Genomic DNA, 19,630 nt, shown 5'->3' with positions numbered 1-19,630 from the left:
ATAAGTGTGTCGAAACAATCAAAGCTAGCTGCAATAGCGGTAAATATCAAGAGGATAGCAGCAATAGTCTCCTCTTTTATATCTAGTTTTAAGGGAACTTTAGAAATGACAGACTATTTTTTACATTTGTCAAAATTTCTTGCGATTTAACGAAAAAAAGGACCAGTTTTTCACTGATCTCGGACGGTTCTATTGTTTCGTTTTTTTCACCATGTGAGGTCAAGAAAGCTAAGGGATGCTAAATATACAGATGACTCCTTTAGTATTTTAAAGAGCCAGGCTAACAACTATTGTGATGGGCTATGAAAAAATAATGGGATGTTACAATTTACAGAATATAATAAAGGTATTTTTAGGTCGTGAATGATTTAGGAGAGTGGAAAATAGTATAGGATTCCTTACTAGAAGAATAGAGTTGTAACTTAGATTGCTCAACATAATAAAATAGTTTTAGATATGTTGTATAATGACCACTTGAGATTAATTGAGTTTCAAGTGGTTTTTGTTGTTTTTGACTTCTATAACTATAGTTGTTTTAATGCTGGTGGTAATGGTGTGGTGCCATAGACTTCTATGTAGAAGTGCGACAAGGAGAACATTTGTCGCATTAAGTTAAACTCATTGTTCATTGTAGGTTGGTTAGAGTTCATTTGTTAGTTAATCTCTTTAAAAAAAAGGGTTACGTCTTCATATGAGTTGCCTGTTGTTAAAGGCAAAGGTTTATATTTTTTAAAACTACTAAAGTCAATTTTATTCAAGTCGATTGCTCTTATAGATTGATTTTGATTGGTTCGAAAATAGTATATTCTATTAATATGGTCTCTAACTACTTCCCATAAGGTATATTCAATGTTATCTTCACCATTGACTAAAGCTACTCTATTGATTATATGAAAAGCTTGCTGGATCTCTTCATGGACATCTTTGCTAATAGGAGAAAATTCTCTAAACATAGTTAATCGAACAAAGCGAGAAGGAGGGGTAGAATCTCCTGGAAGTCCTAGCATACCACTACCATGACCAAATGGAGACCAAGGCCCGTCAGAGGATGCATCCTTATAGGTTAGGTGACAATAATTACGCATATTCATTAAATGCCAGTGTAAAAATGGAGAATTGGTTAAAACAGAAGCTTCCCTATCATGGTAAAGCTTAATCTCACCAGCCTCTGCCTCAAGTACTAAGCTTTTACCTTCAGCATCATGTACAACTAAATGAAGGTTACGGTCACCTGAAACGTGTAGCACACTTAAATCACAGACAGTTACACCACTTTCTAAGAATTCTTTTACTTCGTTAACATCTTTACAATTTCCTAAAACATATTGCAATAGATAGCCTATAGATATATTTTTTTCTGGACAATTGTTGGGCTTTGGATACTCACAGCCATATAAAGATAATAGACCTGCCGACAACCCCATTTCATTTATTCCGTCAAGATAGATAGGCAAATTCCAACTATTTATTCCTACAAAACCATATCTTGTTTTCCAATGCATGCCTTGCTTAAATGGTAGTTTCTCTTTTTCCTCACCATCATAGTAACTAAAAACTTTAGTACCTCTAGAAACAATTACGAAACTTGAGTTCATTTCTTCAAACCAATCCATGGTTCTACCAGAAACTCTAACCTTTTCGTGCCCTTTAAGCATAAATTCACTACAAGCACATATCATACTCATGTAACTCCCCCCTAAAAAATAACCATATTTTCCAGTTGAATAGCTTGTGTTATTTCACTTACACTATATTCAGAATATATAATTGTGTGCTACTGAATTTTTTATAATTTAGGCATCATCAGTGGAATTATTCAATTTATAAAATTTTAGATGATGTTATATATTAAATGGTTTTTTAGTTGACTAAAGGAAAATACTAATATATAATTTAGTTAGTGACCATATGGTCGCTAACATTTTGCTGATTAATGACCAGTTGGTCATGGAGGTGGATTTATGCCAGAGCAATTGTTTTATGAATTAGATATAGATAAAAGAAATCGCATTATTGATGCTGGGTTAAGGGAATTTGCAGAGCAAAGTTACAATGAGGCTTCTACAAATAGAATTGTTAAAGCTGCGGGTATAGGTAAAGGAAGTTTATTTAAGTATTTTAAGAATAAAGAGGATTTTTACTTTTATGTTTTAGACTCTCTTATAGCCGACCTGGTGGAGGATGTTAAGGACGATATTTCAAGCTTAAAGGGAGATATATTTGACATAATTATTGGTTATGCAGAAATTGAGTTTAATTGGCATATGAATAATCCAGATAAATATAAGCTAATGAAGAGGGCCTTTATTGAAGACAATTCAGTTATGTTTCAAAAGACCATGGATAGATATAGAGAAGCAGGGAATTTAATGTATTATAATTTGCTGAAGGATGCTGACACAGTAAGATTAAAGCCGGCGAATGACAAGTTAATTAATGTTTTAAAGTGGATTATTGAAGGCTATAATAATGATTTCAATAAAAAAATTGATGCATTTGCTGATATAGATGATATGAAAAAAATGTATATAAAAGAGCTTAAGGAGTATATGGAGATTATTAAGAAAGGCATATATAAATAATGGGGGTGCTATTATGTTTTATAGGGCTAAGGGTGGTAATGTAAAAATTGGGAATACTGATATTGACTATGTTTCCTTTGGGAAAGGGGAAAAAAGCTTAATTATTATTCCAGGTCTAGCGGATGGATTGAACACAGTTAAGGGGAAAGCAATAGTTCTTGCCATGATGTATAAAATGTTTGCTAATGATTATAAAACATATATTTTTAGCCGAAAAAATCAATTGGTAGGAGGATGTTCAACAAGGAATATGGCAATGGATCATAAAATAGCAATGGATAAGCTAGGTATTGAAAAAGCACACGTATTGGGTATATCCCAAGGTGGGATGATTTGCCAATATCTTGCAATCGATTATCCAGATATCGTTGATAAGCTTATTATTGGCGTTTCTGTTTCGAGGCAAAATAAAACTATACAAGATGTGATAAGTAGTTGGATAGCTATGGCTGAAAATAATGATTACAAAGGACTGTTTATAGACTCAACTGAAAAAACTTATTCAGAGAATAAAGCTAAAAAATATAGACCATTTTATCCTATTTTAACTAAGATAGGCAAGCCCAAATCCTTTAATAGGTTCATAATACAAGCAAGGGCATGTCTAGAACACAATGCCTATGAGGAACTTAATAAAATTAAGAGCCCAACGCTTATTTTAGGAGGGGATAGTGATTTAGTTGTTGGAAAAAATACAAGCGAAGAGATGGCAGAAAAAATAGTTCATAGTAAGCTGATTATATATAAGGGGTTGGGCCATGGCGCCTTTGATGAGGCTAAGGATTTTAATCAACAGGTACTTAATTTTCTGAAGTCTTAGATTAAGTAGGATATGAAAGTGTATAGCTAATGATAGCTCTACACTTGTTTTAGGCCAGAGGGATGTTTTGGGACCAGTGAAAAACTGGTCCCGGACGTTTTGTTTGCCACCTGTCTAAATTCAACAAGGAGAACATCCATATTGGAAAAAACCTCAAATTGCGACATATGGAAAATAAATAAACTTGATTACAAAAAATATGTATGCTATAATACTCTAGTGTCAAGAATCAGTAACATAAGGGAGTAGATGGGTGCTGGTGTGCCCTCTGGTCTTCAAAACCAGCGCGAGGGGTTAAGAGCCTCTTGGGTGGGTTCGATTCCCACGTACTCCCGCCAATAATGATATTTTAACGGCTACAACATTTATGTTATAGCCGTTTTTTGTATGCTATTTATAGGGTTTGCCGGCAATTGCTCTGGAAAAATTACCAAAGTTTGGTATGAATACTCAATTATTAATAACAAATAATATAAATGACAGGGAAAGAGGAAGATGAAGTGGCAGGATTAGTTCGAGCTAAGATCAAGTAAAAATAATTAAAGATTCCTCCTCTATCCCTGTCTTTGTATGTAAAATTTTCAATCATAGTAATTGACAGTGAGCAGCATAGAGGGTATTATAAAGTAAGAATTTATACTTAATTAGGAGATTGGATGATGGAGATTTTAGAGCATCAATTAAAAAGTAAGGGCTATAAAATTACAAAACATAGAATGGCTATATTGAATGTGTTTATAGGTAGCGATGAACATTTACTAACTGCTGCAGAGGTATATAATAGGGTTTCAAGTAAAGAAAATAATATTAATTTTTCTACCGTTTACAGAAACCTTGAAGTGTTAACTGATGCAAATATAATTAAAAGGTTAAATTTAGATAATGGAATAAACTATTATGAGTTAAATCAAGGGGTGCATCATCATCACTTAATATGCTTAGAGTGTGGTAATGCAGAGACTACCAAGTATTGTCCTTTAGCAGATTTGAAAGCTTTAGCACAGCATAATGATTTCCTGCCAATTGACCACAAGCTTGAAATATACGGATACTGTAAAAATTGTAATAATAGTAAAGGGTAGCAATAAGCTACCCCTTAATCAATTATTGTTAGTACTTCATCAAGATCCTTTCTAGCTGGACTAGTAAGCTCCGATTCTTCAGGAACTCCCAATGGTGTCATGGCTACTAAAGAGTAACCCTCCTTACTGAAGCCTATGTATTCTTCAATTTCCTTTGCAGCATAATTAGGACCAGTCATCCAACATGTACCATAACCAAGACTGGCGGCTGCTAATAACAGGTTTTCCATTGCTGCCCCTATGTTCTGTATTCCAGGTGCAGCTGATAATACTTTATTAGCTTCTTCATTTCTATTTGCAGATAAAAGCAACTCATAGGATGCTATGGGATAAGGTCCTGCAAAAACAAGTATCAAGATTGGAGCATTTTTAAAGAAGGTATGATAATGAAGAAACTTTAATAAGCTTTTTTTAAGATCATCATTATCAGATAAGGCTGCCAATTCATGGGTTTTACTCTCGATTATTTCAGCAACTTCATTGATCTTTTCTTTATTTCTGACGATGACAAAGTGCCAATTTTGTGTATTCTTCCCCGATGGTGCTAAGGTAGCAGCCTTAATTAGCTCCCTTAAGTCCTCTTCAGGAACGGTTAAATCCTTAAACTTTCTTACACTATGTCTTTTAAAAATAAAATCCAAAGTACTCATAACTAACACCTCCTTTTCTAATATTATATTATAATCTGTATTTTTTCAAAGCAATAAGAAAACTTTACTTACTATTCTTAAGTTATTATACTATACTTAAAAGAAGTACGGTTAAAGATCTGTTTTATACATAGGATAAAGGGTATTGAACTAAAAATGTTAACTTTCATAGACCTACAAATCTTCAAATAGAAAAGGAGAGATATTATGGATGAAAAATGGGCTAAATTAGTAAATATTGATGACCCTATCGAAGCAGCTATAATACAAGATATTCTTAAAAATGAAGGCGTTGAAACCAAATCTAGGTTAAAGGATAATGCAGAATATATGAAGCACATTACGGGCAACATTTTATCAACTCAAGGGATAGACATTTTTGTTGTAGAGAAGGATATTGAAAATGCAACAGAGATTATAAGAATATATAGGGAAGAAATTCAGGTTGAAGAAGACGATATATAAAAATAGAAATTACCTCAATGGTAATTTCTATTTTATTATTAAAACCTGTGTATAAATTTATATGACTATTCTCTGCTGGCAGTTCTTTCCCTGAATAATAGACTAATACAATATGCACCCGCTATACCTACTAATGAGTATACAATTCTACTTAGTAAAGATGCTTGGCCACCAAATAATGATGCCACAAGGTCAAATTGGAATAAGCCTATTAAACCCCAATTTAGAGCACCTATAATCACAAGAATAAGGGCTAATCGATCCATAATGTCAACTCCTTTATCTTAAATTTAAATCAATATTAGTATGTATCTTTTTAACAAAATCATACTTATCTTTATTTTGGTTAAGCTTAAATAAATGCATTATTAATTATTAATATTATAAAGTATGTAAATACTAGTTATATCAACTAGCTATTGTATTTTAAAAATTCAATTAATCACCTTTAACATTGAATAGAATAGAGGAGAATAAAATTATGATTAGAAAAAGTCAATTCACTGTAATTAAAGGTGGAAAAAATACTGGAACAGAGAAATGCTTTAAATCTGCACTTGTCACACGAACACGATTAATGGGTGTAGTAGCATTAAAGCTTCATTGGATAAAGAAAGATAATCAAAACTTTCTGCAATGGTTTTTACTAGATGCAGAAGAGCATGGTATATATGATTATGATGATATGATAACTGGCAGTATAGATAACGAAGCAGAAGAAACTACCCATAGATTTATGGGGCACTTAGGTGGGGAAATAGTAAGCTTGACTGAAGAAGAGGCGGTTTTTTTAGTAAAACATTATGCTGCACAGAATAAATTATTTAATAAAGAGCTACCTAGAATAGAGGCTTACAAATTCATACTAGATAAAAACCTAGAATTTATAGAGGATAAGCTATTAACCTTGAATAATAAGATATATGAAAATATCTCTACCTATCAAGAACTAATACATTACTTTATAATGCGTTCGGTGGGAAATGATGAAGAAGGGGTTAAATACTTTTTATCTAATTCAACCAATAAAATAAATTACAAGCCTATTGAACGGGCAGCTGTTTTACTAAAAAACGAAATAAGAATACTAAAAAATGACGGAGTTAATTCTACATATATTACTAAATCAATTGTAGATAGAAATGATAATTATCATATTATACATTCTCAAATAACTATTAATGAAGATAAGCTGACAATTGTTAATGCTGAGGTTATAAAAGTAATATCTGTATCGCCAGAGGAAGTTGCTTATGAAATAAAGAGTCCGGAGTACATAAAGGTATATAAAACCTTACAGCACACCGAGAAGTTTTTAAGCTCGTTAGAACATCTAAATAAAATGGCAATAAAATATGAATTTCCACAGGGAAAGATGTTTGTTGAGTTTAGAAGTAATAATGAGCATGTAAAAAGGAAAAACTTCTTCATTGGAGCAGATATATTGGCTATTTATTTCTTAAACCACTTTAATCAATTTATCGTATGCTACTATCATGAGGAGGACTTCAAAATAATTGAAAAGAATCTTATGACAATACCAACCAGAAGAACTTTAGAAAACCTTAAGGAATATCAGCTTAAGGGCTCTATAATTTATGAATATGCAGAAGTTAAAAAAATAGATTTTATTGAATATATTAAGAAAATAATTGAAGAATAGGGTAATTTAATGGCTTTCAGTATAAAAAATACCTATTCTGGTTATAATAACCTCCTAGAAGGATAAGGAGGTTATGCAAATGAGAAGTAGAAGAAGAACCCCATACTTTTTAACATTTATTATTGCTTGGATTTGCTTTGGAATAGTTGGTTTTTTAGCAGGCTATTATTTACATCCGTTATTTAATAGTGATACACCTGAAATCGCCATTGATGAAAACGAAAAATTACCTTACAATGATTACCTTCACTTGGATGAATATAAAGAAAATACAGAATCAGAACCTTCTGACACACCAGTAACCAGCTATGAAGATAGCATTGGTACAGATACAAAAGTAGTTTTCAGAACCCTTTTTACATCCTGTCAAAGTATACGAGATGATGTAATAGAGCCATTGGAAGAAATTATTGGTCTTAAAGAGGGAGGTTTTCGGTCCTTTGCAGAAGCGAATTTTACTGACTGGCAGATTGTACGCTTTTCCAAAGATGAAGTTATACTTTTTAGGCGTAAAGAACAGATATGCCCTAACCATTTTTTTGTGTCAGAACAGGATGGATTCATAGCTATATTTAGATTTAACGAAGCAGGAGAAAGAATTTTAATTGAGAAGACCTCGTTACCTATATCAGTTTTACCTGCAATCGACCAAGAAAAATTAAAACGGGGAATATTACTTAATACTAGAGATGAAGTAAATAGTTTATTGGAGGATTATAGTAGCTAACAGAAGACGGATGAGCAGTATAAATACAATGAGTAATTAATAATGTGTAATTAGTAATTTGTGAGGGAGTTTGATAAGTCAAATTCCTTTTTTGTTTTTTCTACTTCTCTTAACTCTTATCTCTTAGTTCTTTTTCTTATCAATCTTCAATCTTCAATCTTCAATCTTCAATCTTTAATTCTCAATTCTCAAAATTATCAACTCTTAACTCTTAATTCTTAACTCTAAACTCCCACCAATTAATTATTGCATGCTACAAAGTATATGTCACTTCACTTTTAGTACGAACTTGTGTTAAACTAAAATATAGAAATGCAGAGATTTTTCTACAATCAAAACAGCAAGTTCATCAGGGGGCGTAGATATGATTATATTAGGGATAGACCCAGGCATAGCTATTATGGGAATAGGCATTGTGAATTATGAAGGGAACCAGTTTAAGCCAGTTTATTATGGTGTAATTAAAACTGAAAGTAAAATGGCTACAGATCAAAGGCTAAGAGTAATATATGAAGAATTAAATAAGTTGATTGATACATATAATCCAGAGGTTGTTGCTATCGAAGAATTATTCTTTAATAACAATGCTAAAACTGCCTTTGTTGTAGGACAGGCCAGGGGAGTTGCAATATTATCTGCTGCCAATAAACTTAAAGAGGTCTATGAATATACACCACTGCAGGTTAAGCAGGGGGTTGTCGGTTATGGTAGAGCAGATAAAAACCAGGTGCAGCAAATGATAAAAACCCTACTTTGTTTAGAAGCCATCCCAAAACCCGATGATGCAGCTGATGCTCTAGCTGTTGCCATTTGTCATGCTCATTCAGGGAATTTTAAAAATCTATTTAAAATCAAGTAAAATTTCGGAGGGATTAACTTGTTTGAATATATAAAGGGTAAAATTACAGAGATTTTTGTTGATAAAATTATTATAGAGGTAAATGGTATTGGCTATCGTATTAATAGCAGCATGAATAGCACCACCGAAATATGCGTAGGTGAAGACACAACTATATATACACATTTGGTGGTTAAAGAGGATGAAATGAGCCTCTATGGATTCACAACTAGAAAGGAATTAAATATTTTCAGGCAATTAATTTCTGTATCGAAAATTGGACCAAAGGTAGCATCCGGGATATTGTCTACATATACGCCAGATAGACTTGGTGGATATATTAAAACCAATGATATTGCTTCTATTGCAAAAGCCCCGGGTGTTGGTAAAAAGACTGCAGAAAGACTTGTTCTTGAGCTAAAGGATAAAGTTGAGGTTCCAGATATTGAGTTTGCTAATATTGCTTCAAACGTAGGTGTCAGGATAGAAAGTAATGAAGTCTTAGAAGCACTATTATCCTTAGGCTATAATCGAAATGAAGCAGAAGGAGCCTACAAAGCTGTATATCAAGAGGGATTAACAACTGAGGCTATGATAAGAAAAGCATTACTTTGGTTAGGAAGATAAGAAGCGGGGTGTTAATATGTTTAGTGAAGACAAAGATAGAATAATTACTGGACAACCAAGAGATGAGGATGTTGAAATAGAGGGTGGATTAAGACCCAAATGGATGGCTGACTATATTGGACAGGAAAATGTAAAGGAAAGATTAAATATATATATTACAGCAGCAAAACAGCGTAATGAGGCTCTAGATCATGTGCTGTTATACGGGCCCCCAGGCTTGGGAAAAACAACCCTTGCCCACATTATAGCAAATGAGATGAAGGGTAACATTCGCATTACTTCTGGGCCTGCTATTGAAAGACCAGGAGATTTAGCCGCAATTCTAACAAATCTATCAGAAAATGATGTGCTCTTTATTGATGAGATACATAGATTAAATCGAACTGTTGAAGAAATCCTATACCCAGCTATGGAAGACTATGCTTTAGATATAATTATTGGTAAAGGACCCAGTGCCCGATCAATTCGATTGGAGCTTCCCAAATTCACTTTAATTGGTGCCACCACAAGGGCAGGTCTTCTAACATCACCATTAAGAGATCGTTTTGGAGTGATAAATAAGCTGGAGCTATATACTACTGAACAATTAACCTATATTACGAAACGTTCTGCTTCATTACTCAATGTTTTCATAGAGGAGGAAGGCGCAATAGAAATTGCTTCTCGATCAAGGGGAACTCCAAGAATTGCTAATAGACTTTTAAAGCGAGTACGAGATTTTGCTGAAGTTAAGGCAGACGGAAGAATAACCAAGAAGGTGGCCATTGATGCATTACAGTTAATGGAAATAGATTATCTGGGGCTTGACCATGTAGATAAAAAAATGATTACAACAATTATAAGTAATTTCTGCGGGGGCCCAGTAGGACTTGACACCTTAGCTGCATCGACAGGAGAAGAGAAGAATACAATTGAGGATGTTTACGAACCCTATCTACTACAGCTTGGTTTTATAAATAGAACTCCACGAGGCAGAATTGTAATGGAAAAAGCGTATAAGCACTTCAATATACCCTATAGTGAGTAGGAGGTACGGCAATGAATAATTTGGGTAAGGTATTGGTTCTAGTAGGGATTATTCTTGCGGTTATAGGTGGCTTGTTAATTTTAGGGGAAAGATTCGGTTTAGGAAAGCTACCGGGAGATATTCTGCTGAAAAAAGGAAATGTCACATTTTACTTCCCGTTGGTATCAGGTATAATTATTAGCTTAGTGTTATCGTTACTATTAAATATTATATTTAGAAGACGTTAAATAGCTCATAACTCTTTATCTAGTAACAAGAACTTCTTTTATCTGGGCTTCATTATGAAGTCTATTTTTTTGTAATTTTACACTTTATTACAAGATAAAAAAAGCGAAGGAATTTCAGGCTGTTTGTCGAATTGTAATTAGAATGATCTATGGGACGGAGTGATTATCATGAAAAAGACAAAGAAAATGCTAATTATGATATTAATTATATGTATGTGGAGCACTTCACTAATAGGTGCCAATGCCAATGAAAAACCAGTCATCCCCCAATATATTGAAATAGGATTACACTTTGGGTCTTCGGCAAAATCAGTGACCTATTTAAAATCTACAGGGGGCTTCATAGCTGGAACCTATAACAATGACAGCTTTCAACAGCTAGTTGTACTTCAAGGCTTTAATGAGCTTATTTTACGAAAAGATGCCTATTATATTAATTCAGGAGGAAGCTTTGTTGAATATACTGGTAATGTTGGCCAAGCAGGAAATCTAAATCTTCAAGGGCCCTATCATGTGCAAGTGGGCGGCTCCTTTGATTCTAAAGACTCTGCAGAAGCATTTATGGATACTCTTCAGGTGAAAGATACTCTATATTTAGCATTTGAAGGTGAATGGAAGGTTTTTGGTGGCTTATATATCGATGAAGCAAAGGCTGAAAAAAGGGCAGAAGAGATTAAGAGTGAAACAGGATTAAATACTAAGGCTATAGTACCATCAAGTAAGCGTGTACAAGTACTTGACAAGGATGGGACTCCAATTTTTGTGTTCGATTCACAAAGTGGAGTGTATATAAAGGCCTTTAATGATAAGGGAGAAGTACCCTTAATTAATCTTGAGGGAAGAAATTTTAGAGGAGCCATAACCGCTAAAAGAATGGATAATAATGATATGGCAATAATTAATAAATTACTTCTTGAAGAATATCTTTATGGTGTAGTTCCTAAAGAAATGACACCAACTTGGGCACCAGAAGCACTTAAAGCTCAAGCAGTTGCAGCAAGAGGCTTTGCTATTACCTCCATGACAAAATATTTAAATATGGGATTCAACCTATGTAGCACAATTAGTTCACAGGTATATGAGGGCTATGATATCGAACACCCCAATACTAATCGAGCAGTTGATGAAACAAAGAATAAGATAATTACCCATAACGGTAAGGCAGTTACACCCTTCTATCATTCAAATAGTGGAGGGCAAACTGAGAATAGTGAAAATATTTGGTCTGCAGCCCTAGACTATATCAAAGGAAAAAAGGATGATTATTCACTAGATGCTCCAAACTCTAATTGGACTATTGTTATGAGTAAAGAAGAAGTGACCAATGCATTAAATAAAGAAAAGATTGATGTTGGCGAAATAATTGATATTAAAATAACAGAAGCTTCTTCAAATGGTAGAGTATTAAAATTTGTTGTAACAGGAACAAAGGGTGAAGAGGTATTGGAAAAGCAAAGAAGTAGAGCAGTTTTGGGGTTGAAAAGCTCCTATTTTAGCCTGCAGCAGGGGGGAGAAACAACAGCAATGGTTAGAAACGCTACTTCCCAACCAGAGGCTGTAAACATTCAAGGAAAACATGTAATTTCGGAATCTGGTACAAAAAAAGTTGAGAGTACAACAAATATCAATGTATATAATGGGAAAAGCTATAAAAGTATAAAAGGTACTGCAGATACCTTTGTATTTGAGGGACGCGGTTATGGACATGGACTAGGCATGAGCCAATATGGAGCAAAGCGAATGGCAGAGATGAACTATACCTATGAAGAAATATTAACTTTCTATTACACAGATATAAAGGTGGAATAAAACTTATGAAAACTTCAGAATTCAATTATCATTTACCAGAACATCTTATTGCACAAACTCCTTTAGAGCAAAGAGATGAATCAAGGTTAATGGTTTTAGATAAGAGTAAGGGTGAGATAAGCCATAGACATTTCTATGATATTCTAGACTACTTAGATGATGGCGATTGCTTAGTATTAAATGACACTAGAGTAATACCGGCTAGACTTATTGGTGAAAAGATAGAAACTGGTGGTAAGATTGAATTTTTACTTCTCAAACGGATAGAATTGGATAAATGGGAGGTATTGGTTAAGCCTGGAAAAAGAGCTAAGGTAGGCTCATCTTTTCAATTTGGTGATGGCCTTTTAACTGCTAAGGTTGTTGATATTGGCGATGAAGGCTCTAGAATTGTTGAATTCTTCTATGAAGGCATTTTTGAAGAAATCCTGGACAAACTAGGAAACATGCCATTGCCACCATATATCACAGAAACCTTAGAGGATGCAGAGCGGTATCAAACTGTATACTCAAAGAATCAAGGCTCTGCTGCTGCCCCTACTGCTGGATTACACTTGACAACTGAACTGCTTAAGAAAATTGAAAATAAAGGTGTCAATATTGTGTTTATTACACTTCATGTAGGGCTAGGAACATTTAGACCAGTGAAGGTTGAAAACATTTTAGAGCATAAAATGCATGCTGAATATTATTCTATTGAAGAAAATACAGCCCTATTGATAAATACTGCAAAAAATAATGGTAGGAAAATCGTAGCTGTTGGAACCACCTGCTGTAGAACGCTTGAATCGGCAGCATCAGAGGATGGTCAGCTGAAGGCAAGTAGTGGCTGGACAGATATCTTTATATACCCAGGCTACAAATTCAAAATGGTAGATAACCTTATCACAAACTTTCATCTGCCGGAATCTACATTGATAATGCTTGTTTCTGCCCTTGCAGGTAAGGAATTGGTTATGTCAGCATATGAAACTGCAGTTAAAGAGAGCTATCGCTTCTTTAGCTTTGGAGATGCGATGTTAATAAAATAGTTATGAAAAATGTTGAATGTTGAATTGAAAAACAGAAAAATTTAAAACTAACTAATGGATAATTGATATTTTGATGTCATTCTGAGCATAGCGAAGAATCTTTTGATGGAAATGACATTCCTGTCGACCCATAAATAATTACAAGTAATAGAAAAGTTTATAGTTAGCCAAATAAAAGAAAATTTGATTAACAAACTTCAACCACAATTCAACATTTAACATTCAACATTCAACATTATAAAAATTTGTTATAAAGAAGTTAGAAGGGTGATAAATAAAAATGGCAATTAAATACGAGCTAATAAAAGAATGTAAACAAACAGGAGCAAGGCTAGGAAAGCTTCATACTCCCCGTGGAGTAATTGAAACACCAATTTTTATGCCTGTAGGAACACAGGCGACGGTTAAAACCATGACACCAGAAGAATTAAAGGAGATAAAATCACAAATAATATTAAGCAATACATATCATTTATATTTAAGGCCCGGTCATAAGCTTATTGAAAATGCAGGAGGACTTCATAAATTTATGAACTGGGATGGCCCAATACTTACAGACAGTGGAGGCTTTCAGGTATTCAGTCTTGGTGATTTAAGAAAAATATCTGAAGAAGGTGTAGAATTCAGATCCCACCTTGATGGATCAAAGCATTTTATAAGTCCTGAGAAGGCAGTTGAGATTCAAAACTCCTTAGGGTCTGATATTATGATGGTATTTGATGAATGTGCACCATATCCAGCGGAAAAGCAATATGTAAAGAACTCTTTAGAGAGAACTACTAGATGGGCTAAACGTTGTAAGGATGCCCATAAGAATACAGATAAGCAAGCTCTTTTTGGAATCATACAGGGTGGTATGTATGAGGATTTAAGGAAACAAAGCTTAGAGGAGCTTATCGAGTTGGATTTTCCAGGATATGCTGTTGGTGGTTTGAGTGTTGGGGAGCCAAAGCCATTAATGTACGAGGTTTTGGAATATACTACTCCTTTTATGCCTAAAAACAAGCCTCGCTATTTAATGGGTGTTGGAAGCCCTGATTGCTTAATTGAGGGAGCCATTAGAGGTATTGACATGTTCGATTGTGTGTTACCATCAAGAATAGGAAGAAATGGAACTGCAATGACAAGTGTTGGAAAAATAGTTATTAAGAATTCAGCCCATACTGAAGCATTTGATGCATTAGATCCTGAATGTAGCTGCTACACCTGTAAAAACTATAGTAGAGCATATCTGCGACATCTTTTTAAAGCAAATGAAGTCCTTGGTTTAAGACTATTAACCTATCATAATTTGCACTTCCTACTTAAACTAATGGAAGAGGTTAGGCAGGCTATAAGAGAGGACAGACTATTAGACTATAGGAATGAATTCTTCAAAAAATACGGATATGAATAAGAATAATTTAAGAAATAAATTTAAAAAGAAATAGAGGAAATCCTATTCCTCTGTTGAATAAATACAGTGGGAAAAATACTGAAGAAGTGAGGAGGGCTACTAAATGCCACAACAATTAGGCGGATTAATCATCCCTTTGGGGTTTCTTGCGATATTCTATTTTTTAATTATTAGGCCCCAGCAAAAAAAGGAAAAGAAAGTTAAAGAAATGAGAAACAGCATTAAGGTTGGGGACGAAATCATTACAATTGGAGGCATCTATGGTAAGGTTATTAAGGCAAAAGAGGACGTTATTACCATAGAGGTTGGAGCAGACAAGGCGAAATTAGTTGTTGCTAGATGGGCAATAGGTAATACAGTTACAAAATCAGACATCGAAGATTAATTAATTCAAAAAAGCTAAGAAGGTACGAAATATTTCGTATCTTTTTTTGTGTGTTTATTTATATCAATTAATTGCATCTTTTTTACATTTTCTCTTTACCACTTGATCATGCAATTTCTTTCTCTAATTGCACATTCCTAATTACTCATTGTATTTTTGGTATATTTAATAATAAATTGCATAATTATTGATTAAAAGAGCAATGGAGGTGTAAAAAATGAGGATAAATAAAAAAACTGTTCCTATTTCACCGGGCCCCTTTAATATATGGATATACGGTAAAGGCTTAATAAGAGGTTATGTGCTATCTCTACTGTTATTTTTAATTAGTGCTATACTCATTACTTATACATTTATAGGTGAAGGTCTAATACCAATAATAACATCAATTATATTAATTTTAGGTGTTGCATATGCATCCATATACTCTGCAATTAAGGTTGGAGTAAGAGGATGGCTTCATGGGGCCTTGGTAGGCTTAGTATATATATTGATTTTGCTTTTATTTAGTAAGTTCTTCGTTTCTGGCTTTGTTTTTGATAGATATGTTATTTACAAAATTGTAATAAGTGTCTTTACTGGAGTTGTTGGTGGTATGATTGGAATTAATATAAAATAATGACTTTTTTTAGAAATAGGTTTGTGTTATAATTTTAATGAATAATTAGTAGAGAGGAGTCAAAAGATGAAGCATATTAAAACATTAAATGGAGCAACTCTTGTAAAAAGTGCAATAAAGGGCGGCTGTGGAGAGTGTCAAACCTCTTGTCAATCTGCCTGTAAAACATCCTGTACTGTAGCAAATCAGGAGTGTGAAAACAAGTAATTCTATATGCATACATAAAAATGCAGCAGTGAATTCACTGCTGTTTTTTCGTATTAAATAGAAAAGTCCTACTTTCCTATTTAATACGGGGTTGTTAAGGGGGCCTTCCCCCTTATGAGCAATGAGGGGAATACAACGAAGCGTCCTAAGGAACACAGTGGTTCCTTTGGAAAACAAAAGCATTTTATCCATAAATAATTAACGCATGAAATGCTTTTATTCAAGAATATAGTGATAAAAATTGTACATGCCTATTGATGGAGGGAGTAAAATAAATGATACATAAGTTTAATCAGGGAGGAAAATATATTGTTATAGATGTAAATAGTGGCTCAGTACATGTTGTTGATGAGCTAGTCTATAATATTCTTGATTATTATCCTAATATGAGTAGCAATGAAATCATAAAATGTTTGTCTAGTGATTTCTCAAATGAGGATATTGATGAAGCCATTAAAGAAATAGAAATATTAAAGAATGAAGGTTTGTTATTTCACAAGGATACATATTTAGAGCATGAAAGCTTTAAAAATAGAAAACCAGTTGTTAAAGCCTTATGTCTACATGTGTCACATGATTGCAATATACGATGTAAATATTGCTTTGCATCTCAGGGGGACTTTAAGGGCCAAAGAGCATTGATGGATATTGAGATAGGAAAGAAATCTATTGATTTTTTACTAAACAACTCAGGAAATCGTAAAAATTTAGAGGTGGATTTTTTTGGCGGTGAGCCTTTAATGAATTTTGAAGTTGTTAAGGAAATAGTAACCTATGGTAGGGATAAGGAAAAGGAATATGGCAAGAATATTAGATTTACTACAACCACCAATGGTGTTCTTTTAGATGACGAAAAGATGGAATTTATTAATGAGCACATGCACAATGTGGTTTTAAGCTTAGATGGACGTGAAAGTGTCAATGACTTTATGCGATATACAATCAATGGCAAGGGCACTTATGAAATGATTATTCCAAAGCTTTTAAAAATGGCGGAGCTTAGAAATCATGAAAATTACTATGTTAGAGGTACATTTACTGGCTTTAATCTAGATTTCTCCAAGGATGTATTACATATGGCTGACCTAGGGTTTAAGCATATTTCTGTTGAACCAGTTGTTGCTGAGCCCCATCATGATTATGCAATAAAAGAAGAAGATCTGCCAACTGTTTTCAATCATTATGAAAGCTTAGCAGAGGAATATTTAAAACGTAGGAACAAAGGAAATGGCTTTAACTTCTTCCACTTTATGATTGATTTAAACCAAGGGCCTTGTGTAATAAAAAGGATTTCGGGGTGTGGAGCTGGCTCAGAATATATTGCTGTTACACCAGAGGGAGATATCTATCCATGCCACCAGTTTGTTGGAAACACTGATTTTAGAATAGGAAGTGTTTTTGATAATACCATAGATAAAGATATATATGAGAGCTTTTCTGAAGCTCATGTTTACAACAAAGAAAAATGCAACAGCTGCTGGGCAAAGTTTTATTGTAGCGGTGGGTGTCATGCCAATGCATATAATTTTAATAAAGATATTATGGTTCCATATGATATTGGCTGTGAGATGGAAAAGAAAAGGATCGAATGTGCCCTAACAGTTCAAGCCAAATTGTCAGAGGAGGAATAAAATGATAAAGGGATTAAAGGAAAAAAAACCTATTATTCATGAAAGCTGCTTTATAGCAGAAACTGCTGATATTATAGGGGATGTCAAAATTGGTGAAAACAGTAGTATTTGGTATAAGGCGGTAGTTAGAGGAGATGATAATTACATTATCATTGGTAAAAATACCAATATTCAAGATAATACTGTGGTACATATAAGCAATAAGTATCCTACTATTATTGGAGATAATGTAACTGTAGGCCACAGTGCAATTGTACATGCATGTACAGTTGGTAATAATACTCTAATTGGTATGGGTGCAATTATTCTTGATGGAGCAGAGGTTGGCGACGAAACTATTATTGGTGCTGGTGCTTTGGTTCCACCCAATAAGAAAATTCCATCGGGAGTATTGGCAGTAGGCTCACCAGCAAAGGTAATTAGAGAGTTAACAGATGAGGAAAAAGCTTCATTAAAAGAATCAGCTGATCACTATGTGGTTTATGGAAATAATCACAAGGAGGGATAACTTTTTCCTTTGGTTGACTCTGTGTTTTTTAGCGTATATAATTAAAGTTATGAAATTAGGTTAGGGGGAATACTGAATGAGAGTAAAAAATGCAATAATTTTTATACTTTTGATTGCTCTAGTAAGTTTAGCAGCCTTTACAGCACTATTTGGTTTAGAAGTAGGAGACAGGTCTATAAGACCTATAAGCCAATCAATGAAGCAGGGACTAGACCTACAGGGTGGAGTTTATGTAGTTTATGAAGCAAAAACAAACCTTACTGGCGTAGAATTAGATAGAACAATTGACCAAACAATAGGAATATTTAATCGAAGAGTTAATGCCCTAGGCTTAACAGAGCCTATAATTGTCCGTGAAGGGGACAAGCGTATTAGAGTAGAACTACCGGGAGTAGAAAATGCGCAAGAGGCTATAGACTTAATTGGTCAAACTGCACAGTTAAGATTTATTACATTTGACGGAGAAGAAGTATTAACGGGTGCAAATGTAAGAAAAGCAGAGGTAAATTTTGTTGATGGGTCACCATCTGTGGGCTTAGAGCTGGATAGTGAAGGAGCAAATAGTTTCTCGGAAGCAACTGGGAGACTGGACAGAGATTATGCCCCAAGAGCACAAGAAAGAACCATATTTATTGTATTAGATGATGAGGTAATTTCTGATCCAGTAGTTACTGAAAGAATAACAGGTGGTAGAGCCAATATAACTGGTAGGTTTAGTATGGAATATGCCTCAAACCTAGCTACCCTTATTAGAGGAGGAGCTTTGCCGGTTGATTTAGAAGAGATAGAAAGCTCTACAATAACAGCTACATTAGGTGTAAATGCATTGAATAGAAGTGTTCAGGCTGCTCAAATTGGTATAATATTAGTATTGTTATTTATGCTGGTTTACTATAGGCTGCCAGGAATTGTAGCTAATTTAGCATTAGTTATTTATATTTTAATTGTATTAGGAACTTTGGTTGCATTGAACGCAACATTGACCTTGCCTGGAATTGCAGCGCTGATTCTATCAGTTGGTATGGCGGTTGATGCCAATGTAATTATATTTGAAAGATTAAAGGAAGAATTAAGGGCTGGTAAGACCATTAGAGCATCAATTGACTCTGGATTCAAAAGAGCCTTTAGAACCATTATAGATGCAAATATAACTACCCTTATTGCTGGTATGGTATTATACCAATTCGGAACAGGTCCTATTAGAGGTTTTGCTGTTACCTTGATTGTTGGTATAATAGCAAGTATGTTTACAGCTATTGTTATTACAAAGTTCATCTTGAAGCTGCTGGTAGGAATGAACTTAACTAAGAACAACAAATTATTTGGAGCATAGGGG

The 19,630-nt window shown here is 34.0% G+C and carries 22 protein-coding genes and 1 tRNA gene; 20 read left to right on the top strand and 3 right to left on the bottom strand.

All coding sequences use genetic code 11. The annotated features are described in order from the left end of the window. Nucleotides 1-653: 653 nt before the first annotated feature. Entirely contained in the window at nucleotides 654-1,685 is a 1,032-nt protein-coding gene (locus BLP68_RS19520; RefSeq protein ID WP_091547272.1) for a linear amide C-N hydrolase, read from the bottom strand. A gap of 276 nt (nucleotides 1,686-1,961) precedes the next feature. Here BLP68_RS19520 and BLP68_RS19515 point away from each other — a divergent pair, with 276 nt between their 5' ends. The 4 genes from BLP68_RS19515 (at nucleotide 1,962) to BLP68_RS19500 (ending at nucleotide 4,484) form a co-directional block, all read left to right on the top strand. Then, the gene (locus BLP68_RS19515) at nucleotides 1,962-2,582 is read left to right on the top strand and encodes a TetR/AcrR family transcriptional regulator (RefSeq protein WP_091547271.1); all 621 of its coding nucleotides are present in this window, start codon (nucleotides 1,962-1,964) and stop codon (nucleotides 2,580-2,582) included. Between the two features lie 13 nt (nucleotides 2,583-2,595). Then, the gene (locus BLP68_RS19510; RefSeq protein WP_091547270.1) at nucleotides 2,596-3,402 is read left to right on the top strand and encodes an alpha/beta fold hydrolase; all 807 of its coding nucleotides are present in this window, start codon (nucleotides 2,596-2,598) and stop codon (nucleotides 3,400-3,402) included. Nucleotides 3,403-3,643: 241 nt separating this feature from the next. Beyond that, a tRNA-Sec gene (locus BLP68_RS19505) sits at nucleotides 3,644-3,740 on the top strand. Between the two features lie 321 nt (nucleotides 3,741-4,061). Then, nucleotides 4,062-4,484 carry a Fur family transcriptional regulator gene (locus BLP68_RS19500; RefSeq protein WP_176759123.1) on the top strand — a complete coding sequence of 141 codons (423 nt, stop codon included), beginning with the start codon at nucleotides 4,062-4,064 and terminating at the stop codon, nucleotides 4,482-4,484. Nucleotides 4,485-4,498: 14 nt separating this feature from the next. Here the strand turns inward: BLP68_RS19500 and BLP68_RS19495 are convergent, their stop codons facing one another. Further along, entirely contained in the window at nucleotides 4,499-5,134 is a 636-nt protein-coding gene (locus BLP68_RS19495; protein WP_091547268.1) for a nitroreductase family protein, read from the bottom strand. 207 nt (nucleotides 5,135-5,341) lie between these two features. Here BLP68_RS19495 and BLP68_RS19490 point away from each other — a divergent pair, with 207 nt between their 5' ends. Further along, a complete protein-coding gene (locus BLP68_RS19490; RefSeq protein WP_091547266.1) occupies nucleotides 5,342-5,599 on the top strand; it encodes a putative signal transducing protein in 258 nt (85 codons plus the stop codon). A 65-nt stretch (nucleotides 5,600-5,664) separates the two neighbouring features. Here the strand turns inward: BLP68_RS19490 and BLP68_RS19485 are convergent, their stop codons facing one another. Continuing rightward, nucleotides 5,665-5,865 carry a DUF378 domain-containing protein gene (locus tag BLP68_RS19485; protein ID WP_091547265.1) on the bottom strand — a complete coding sequence of 67 codons (201 nt, stop codon included), beginning with the start codon at nucleotides 5,863-5,865 and terminating at the stop codon, nucleotides 5,665-5,667. A 215-nt stretch (nucleotides 5,866-6,080) separates the two neighbouring features. Here BLP68_RS19485 and BLP68_RS19480 point away from each other — a divergent pair, with 215 nt between their 5' ends. The 15 genes from BLP68_RS19480 to secD all read left to right on the top strand — a co-directional run bounded on the left by BLP68_RS19480 (nucleotide 6,081) and on the right by secD (nucleotide 19,627). Then, nucleotides 6,081-7,262, top strand: coding sequence for a hypothetical protein (locus BLP68_RS19480; protein WP_091547263.1), 1,182 nt, complete (start codon nucleotides 6,081-6,083; stop codon nucleotides 7,260-7,262). A gap of 79 nt (nucleotides 7,263-7,341) precedes the next feature. Continuing rightward, the gene (locus BLP68_RS19475) at nucleotides 7,342-7,989 is read left to right on the top strand and encodes a BofC C-terminal domain-containing protein (protein ID WP_176759122.1); all 648 of its coding nucleotides are present in this window, start codon (nucleotides 7,342-7,344) and stop codon (nucleotides 7,987-7,989) included. Nucleotides 7,990-8,353: 364 nt separating this feature from the next. After that, nucleotides 8,354-8,848 (top strand): crossover junction endodeoxyribonuclease RuvC, encoded by a 495-nt coding sequence (ruvC, locus tag BLP68_RS19470; protein ID WP_091547260.1) that lies wholly within the window; start codon nucleotides 8,354-8,356, stop codon nucleotides 8,846-8,848. A gap of 18 nt (nucleotides 8,849-8,866) precedes the next feature. Further along, nucleotides 8,867-9,454 carry a Holliday junction branch migration protein RuvA gene (gene ruvA, locus BLP68_RS19465; protein WP_091547259.1) on the top strand — a complete coding sequence of 196 codons (588 nt, stop codon included), beginning with the start codon at nucleotides 8,867-8,869 and terminating at the stop codon, nucleotides 9,452-9,454. Nucleotides 9,455-9,470: 16 nt separating this feature from the next. Further along, nucleotides 9,471-10,481, top strand: coding sequence for a Holliday junction branch migration DNA helicase RuvB (gene ruvB / locus BLP68_RS19460; protein WP_091547257.1), 1,011 nt, complete (start codon nucleotides 9,471-9,473; stop codon nucleotides 10,479-10,481). Nucleotides 10,482-10,492: 11 nt separating this feature from the next. Beyond that, nucleotides 10,493-10,708, top strand: a complete 216-nt coding sequence (locus BLP68_RS19455; protein WP_091547255.1) for a DUF2905 domain-containing protein — start codon at nucleotides 10,493-10,495, stop codon at nucleotides 10,706-10,708. Nucleotides 10,709-10,876: 168 nt separating this feature from the next. Further along, on the top strand, nucleotides 10,877-12,517 hold the full coding sequence (locus BLP68_RS19450; protein ID WP_091547254.1) for a SpoIID/LytB domain-containing protein: 1,641 nt from the start codon (nucleotides 10,877-10,879) through the stop codon (nucleotides 12,515-12,517). Nucleotides 12,518-12,522: 5 nt separating this feature from the next. After that, complete coding sequence (gene queA / locus BLP68_RS19445; protein ID WP_091547252.1) at nucleotides 12,523-13,548, top strand: tRNA preQ1(34) S-adenosylmethionine ribosyltransferase-isomerase QueA; 1,026 nt, start codon at nucleotides 12,523-12,525, stop codon at nucleotides 13,546-13,548. Between the two features lie 280 nt (nucleotides 13,549-13,828). Then, nucleotides 13,829-14,944, top strand: coding sequence for a tRNA guanosine(34) transglycosylase Tgt (gene tgt / locus BLP68_RS19440; protein ID WP_091547250.1), 1,116 nt, complete (start codon nucleotides 13,829-13,831; stop codon nucleotides 14,942-14,944). A 103-nt stretch (nucleotides 14,945-15,047) separates the two neighbouring features. Further along, nucleotides 15,048-15,329 carry a preprotein translocase subunit YajC gene (yajC, locus tag BLP68_RS19435; protein ID WP_091547249.1) on the top strand — a complete coding sequence of 94 codons (282 nt, stop codon included), beginning with the start codon at nucleotides 15,048-15,050 and terminating at the stop codon, nucleotides 15,327-15,329. A 217-nt stretch (nucleotides 15,330-15,546) separates the two neighbouring features. Beyond that, nucleotides 15,547-15,948, top strand: coding sequence for a TIGR04086 family membrane protein (locus tag BLP68_RS19430; protein WP_091547247.1), 402 nt, complete (start codon nucleotides 15,547-15,549; stop codon nucleotides 15,946-15,948). 66 nt (nucleotides 15,949-16,014) lie between these two features. Then, nucleotides 16,015-16,155: a six-cysteine ranthipeptide SCIFF gene (gene scfA, locus BLP68_RS19425; RefSeq protein ID WP_091547246.1), complete on the top strand. Its 141-nt coding sequence runs from the start codon at nucleotides 16,015-16,017 to the stop codon at nucleotides 16,153-16,155. Between the two features lie 275 nt (nucleotides 16,156-16,430). Next, on the top strand, nucleotides 16,431-17,786 hold the full coding sequence (scfB, locus tag BLP68_RS19420; protein WP_091547244.1) for a thioether cross-link-forming SCIFF peptide maturase: 1,356 nt from the start codon (nucleotides 16,431-16,433) through the stop codon (nucleotides 17,784-17,786). 1 nt (nucleotide 17,787) lies between these two features. Then, nucleotides 17,788-18,294 carry a gamma carbonic anhydrase family protein gene (locus tag BLP68_RS19415; RefSeq protein WP_091547242.1) on the top strand — a complete coding sequence of 169 codons (507 nt, stop codon included), beginning with the start codon at nucleotides 17,788-17,790 and terminating at the stop codon, nucleotides 18,292-18,294. 76 nt (nucleotides 18,295-18,370) lie between these two features. Next, nucleotides 18,371-19,627: a protein translocase subunit SecD gene (gene secD, locus BLP68_RS19410; RefSeq protein ID WP_091547241.1), complete on the top strand. Its 1,257-nt coding sequence runs from the start codon at nucleotides 18,371-18,373 to the stop codon at nucleotides 19,625-19,627. Nucleotides 19,628-19,630: the final 3 nt, after the last annotated feature.

The organism is Alkaliphilus peptidifermentans DSM 18978 (assembly GCF_900101495.1).
In the GTDB taxonomy this organism is placed as follows: Bacteria; Bacillota; Clostridia; order Peptostreptococcales; family Natronincolaceae; genus Alkaliphilus_C; species Alkaliphilus_C peptidifermentans.
The sequence above is the reverse complement of the archived record's forward strand: the minus strand, read 5'-3'. Positions and strand labels throughout refer to the sequence as shown.

Excerpts from the sequence above, each read along its gene's own strand:
- BLP68_RS19520 (WP_091547272.1), bottom strand. The coding sequence starts at position 1,685 with ATGAGTATGATATGTGCTTGTAGTGAATTTATGCTTAAAGGGCACGAA.
- BLP68_RS19515 (WP_091547271.1), top strand. The coding sequence starts at position 1,962 with ATGCCAGAGCAATTGTTTTATGAATTAGATATAGATAAAAGAAATCGC.
- BLP68_RS19510 (WP_091547270.1), top strand. The coding sequence starts at position 2,596 with ATGTTTTATAGGGCTAAGGGTGGTAATGTAAAAATTGGGAATACTGAT.
- BLP68_RS19500 (WP_176759123.1), top strand. The coding sequence starts at position 4,062 with ATGGAGATTTTAGAGCATCAATTAAAAAGTAAGGGCTATAAAATTACA.
- BLP68_RS19495 (WP_091547268.1), bottom strand. The coding sequence starts at position 5,134 with ATGAGTACTTTGGATTTTATTTTTAAAAGACATAGTGTAAGAAAGTTT.
- BLP68_RS19490 (WP_091547266.1), top strand. The coding sequence starts at position 5,342 with ATGGATGAAAAATGGGCTAAATTAGTAAATATTGATGACCCTATCGAA.
- BLP68_RS19485 (WP_091547265.1), bottom strand. The coding sequence starts at position 5,865 with ATGGATCGATTAGCCCTTATTCTTGTGATTATAGGTGCTCTAAATTGG.
- BLP68_RS19480 (WP_091547263.1), top strand. The coding sequence starts at position 6,081 with ATGATTAGAAAAAGTCAATTCACTGTAATTAAAGGTGGAAAAAATACT.
- BLP68_RS19475 (WP_176759122.1), top strand. The coding sequence starts at position 7,342 with ATGAGAAGTAGAAGAAGAACCCCATACTTTTTAACATTTATTATTGCT.
- ruvC (WP_091547260.1), top strand. The coding sequence starts at position 8,354 with ATGATTATATTAGGGATAGACCCAGGCATAGCTATTATGGGAATAGGC.
- ruvB (WP_091547257.1), top strand. The coding sequence starts at position 9,471 with ATGTTTAGTGAAGACAAAGATAGAATAATTACTGGACAACCAAGAGAT.
- BLP68_RS19455 (WP_091547255.1), top strand. The coding sequence starts at position 10,493 with ATGAATAATTTGGGTAAGGTATTGGTTCTAGTAGGGATTATTCTTGCG.
- BLP68_RS19450 (WP_091547254.1), top strand. The coding sequence starts at position 10,877 with ATGAAAAAGACAAAGAAAATGCTAATTATGATATTAATTATATGTATG.
- queA (WP_091547252.1), top strand. The coding sequence starts at position 12,523 with ATGAAAACTTCAGAATTCAATTATCATTTACCAGAACATCTTATTGCA.
- tgt (WP_091547250.1), top strand. The coding sequence starts at position 13,829 with ATGGCAATTAAATACGAGCTAATAAAAGAATGTAAACAAACAGGAGCA.
- yajC (WP_091547249.1), top strand. The coding sequence starts at position 15,048 with ATGCCACAACAATTAGGCGGATTAATCATCCCTTTGGGGTTTCTTGCG.
- BLP68_RS19430 (WP_091547247.1), top strand. The coding sequence starts at position 15,547 with ATGAGGATAAATAAAAAAACTGTTCCTATTTCACCGGGCCCCTTTAAT.
- scfA (WP_091547246.1), top strand. The coding sequence starts at position 16,015 with ATGAAGCATATTAAAACATTAAATGGAGCAACTCTTGTAAAAAGTGCA.
- scfB (WP_091547244.1), top strand. The coding sequence starts at position 16,431 with ATGATACATAAGTTTAATCAGGGAGGAAAATATATTGTTATAGATGTA.
- BLP68_RS19415 (WP_091547242.1), top strand. The coding sequence starts at position 17,788 with ATGATAAAGGGATTAAAGGAAAAAAAACCTATTATTCATGAAAGCTGC.
- secD (WP_091547241.1), top strand. The coding sequence starts at position 18,371 with ATGAGAGTAAAAAATGCAATAATTTTTATACTTTTGATTGCTCTAGTA.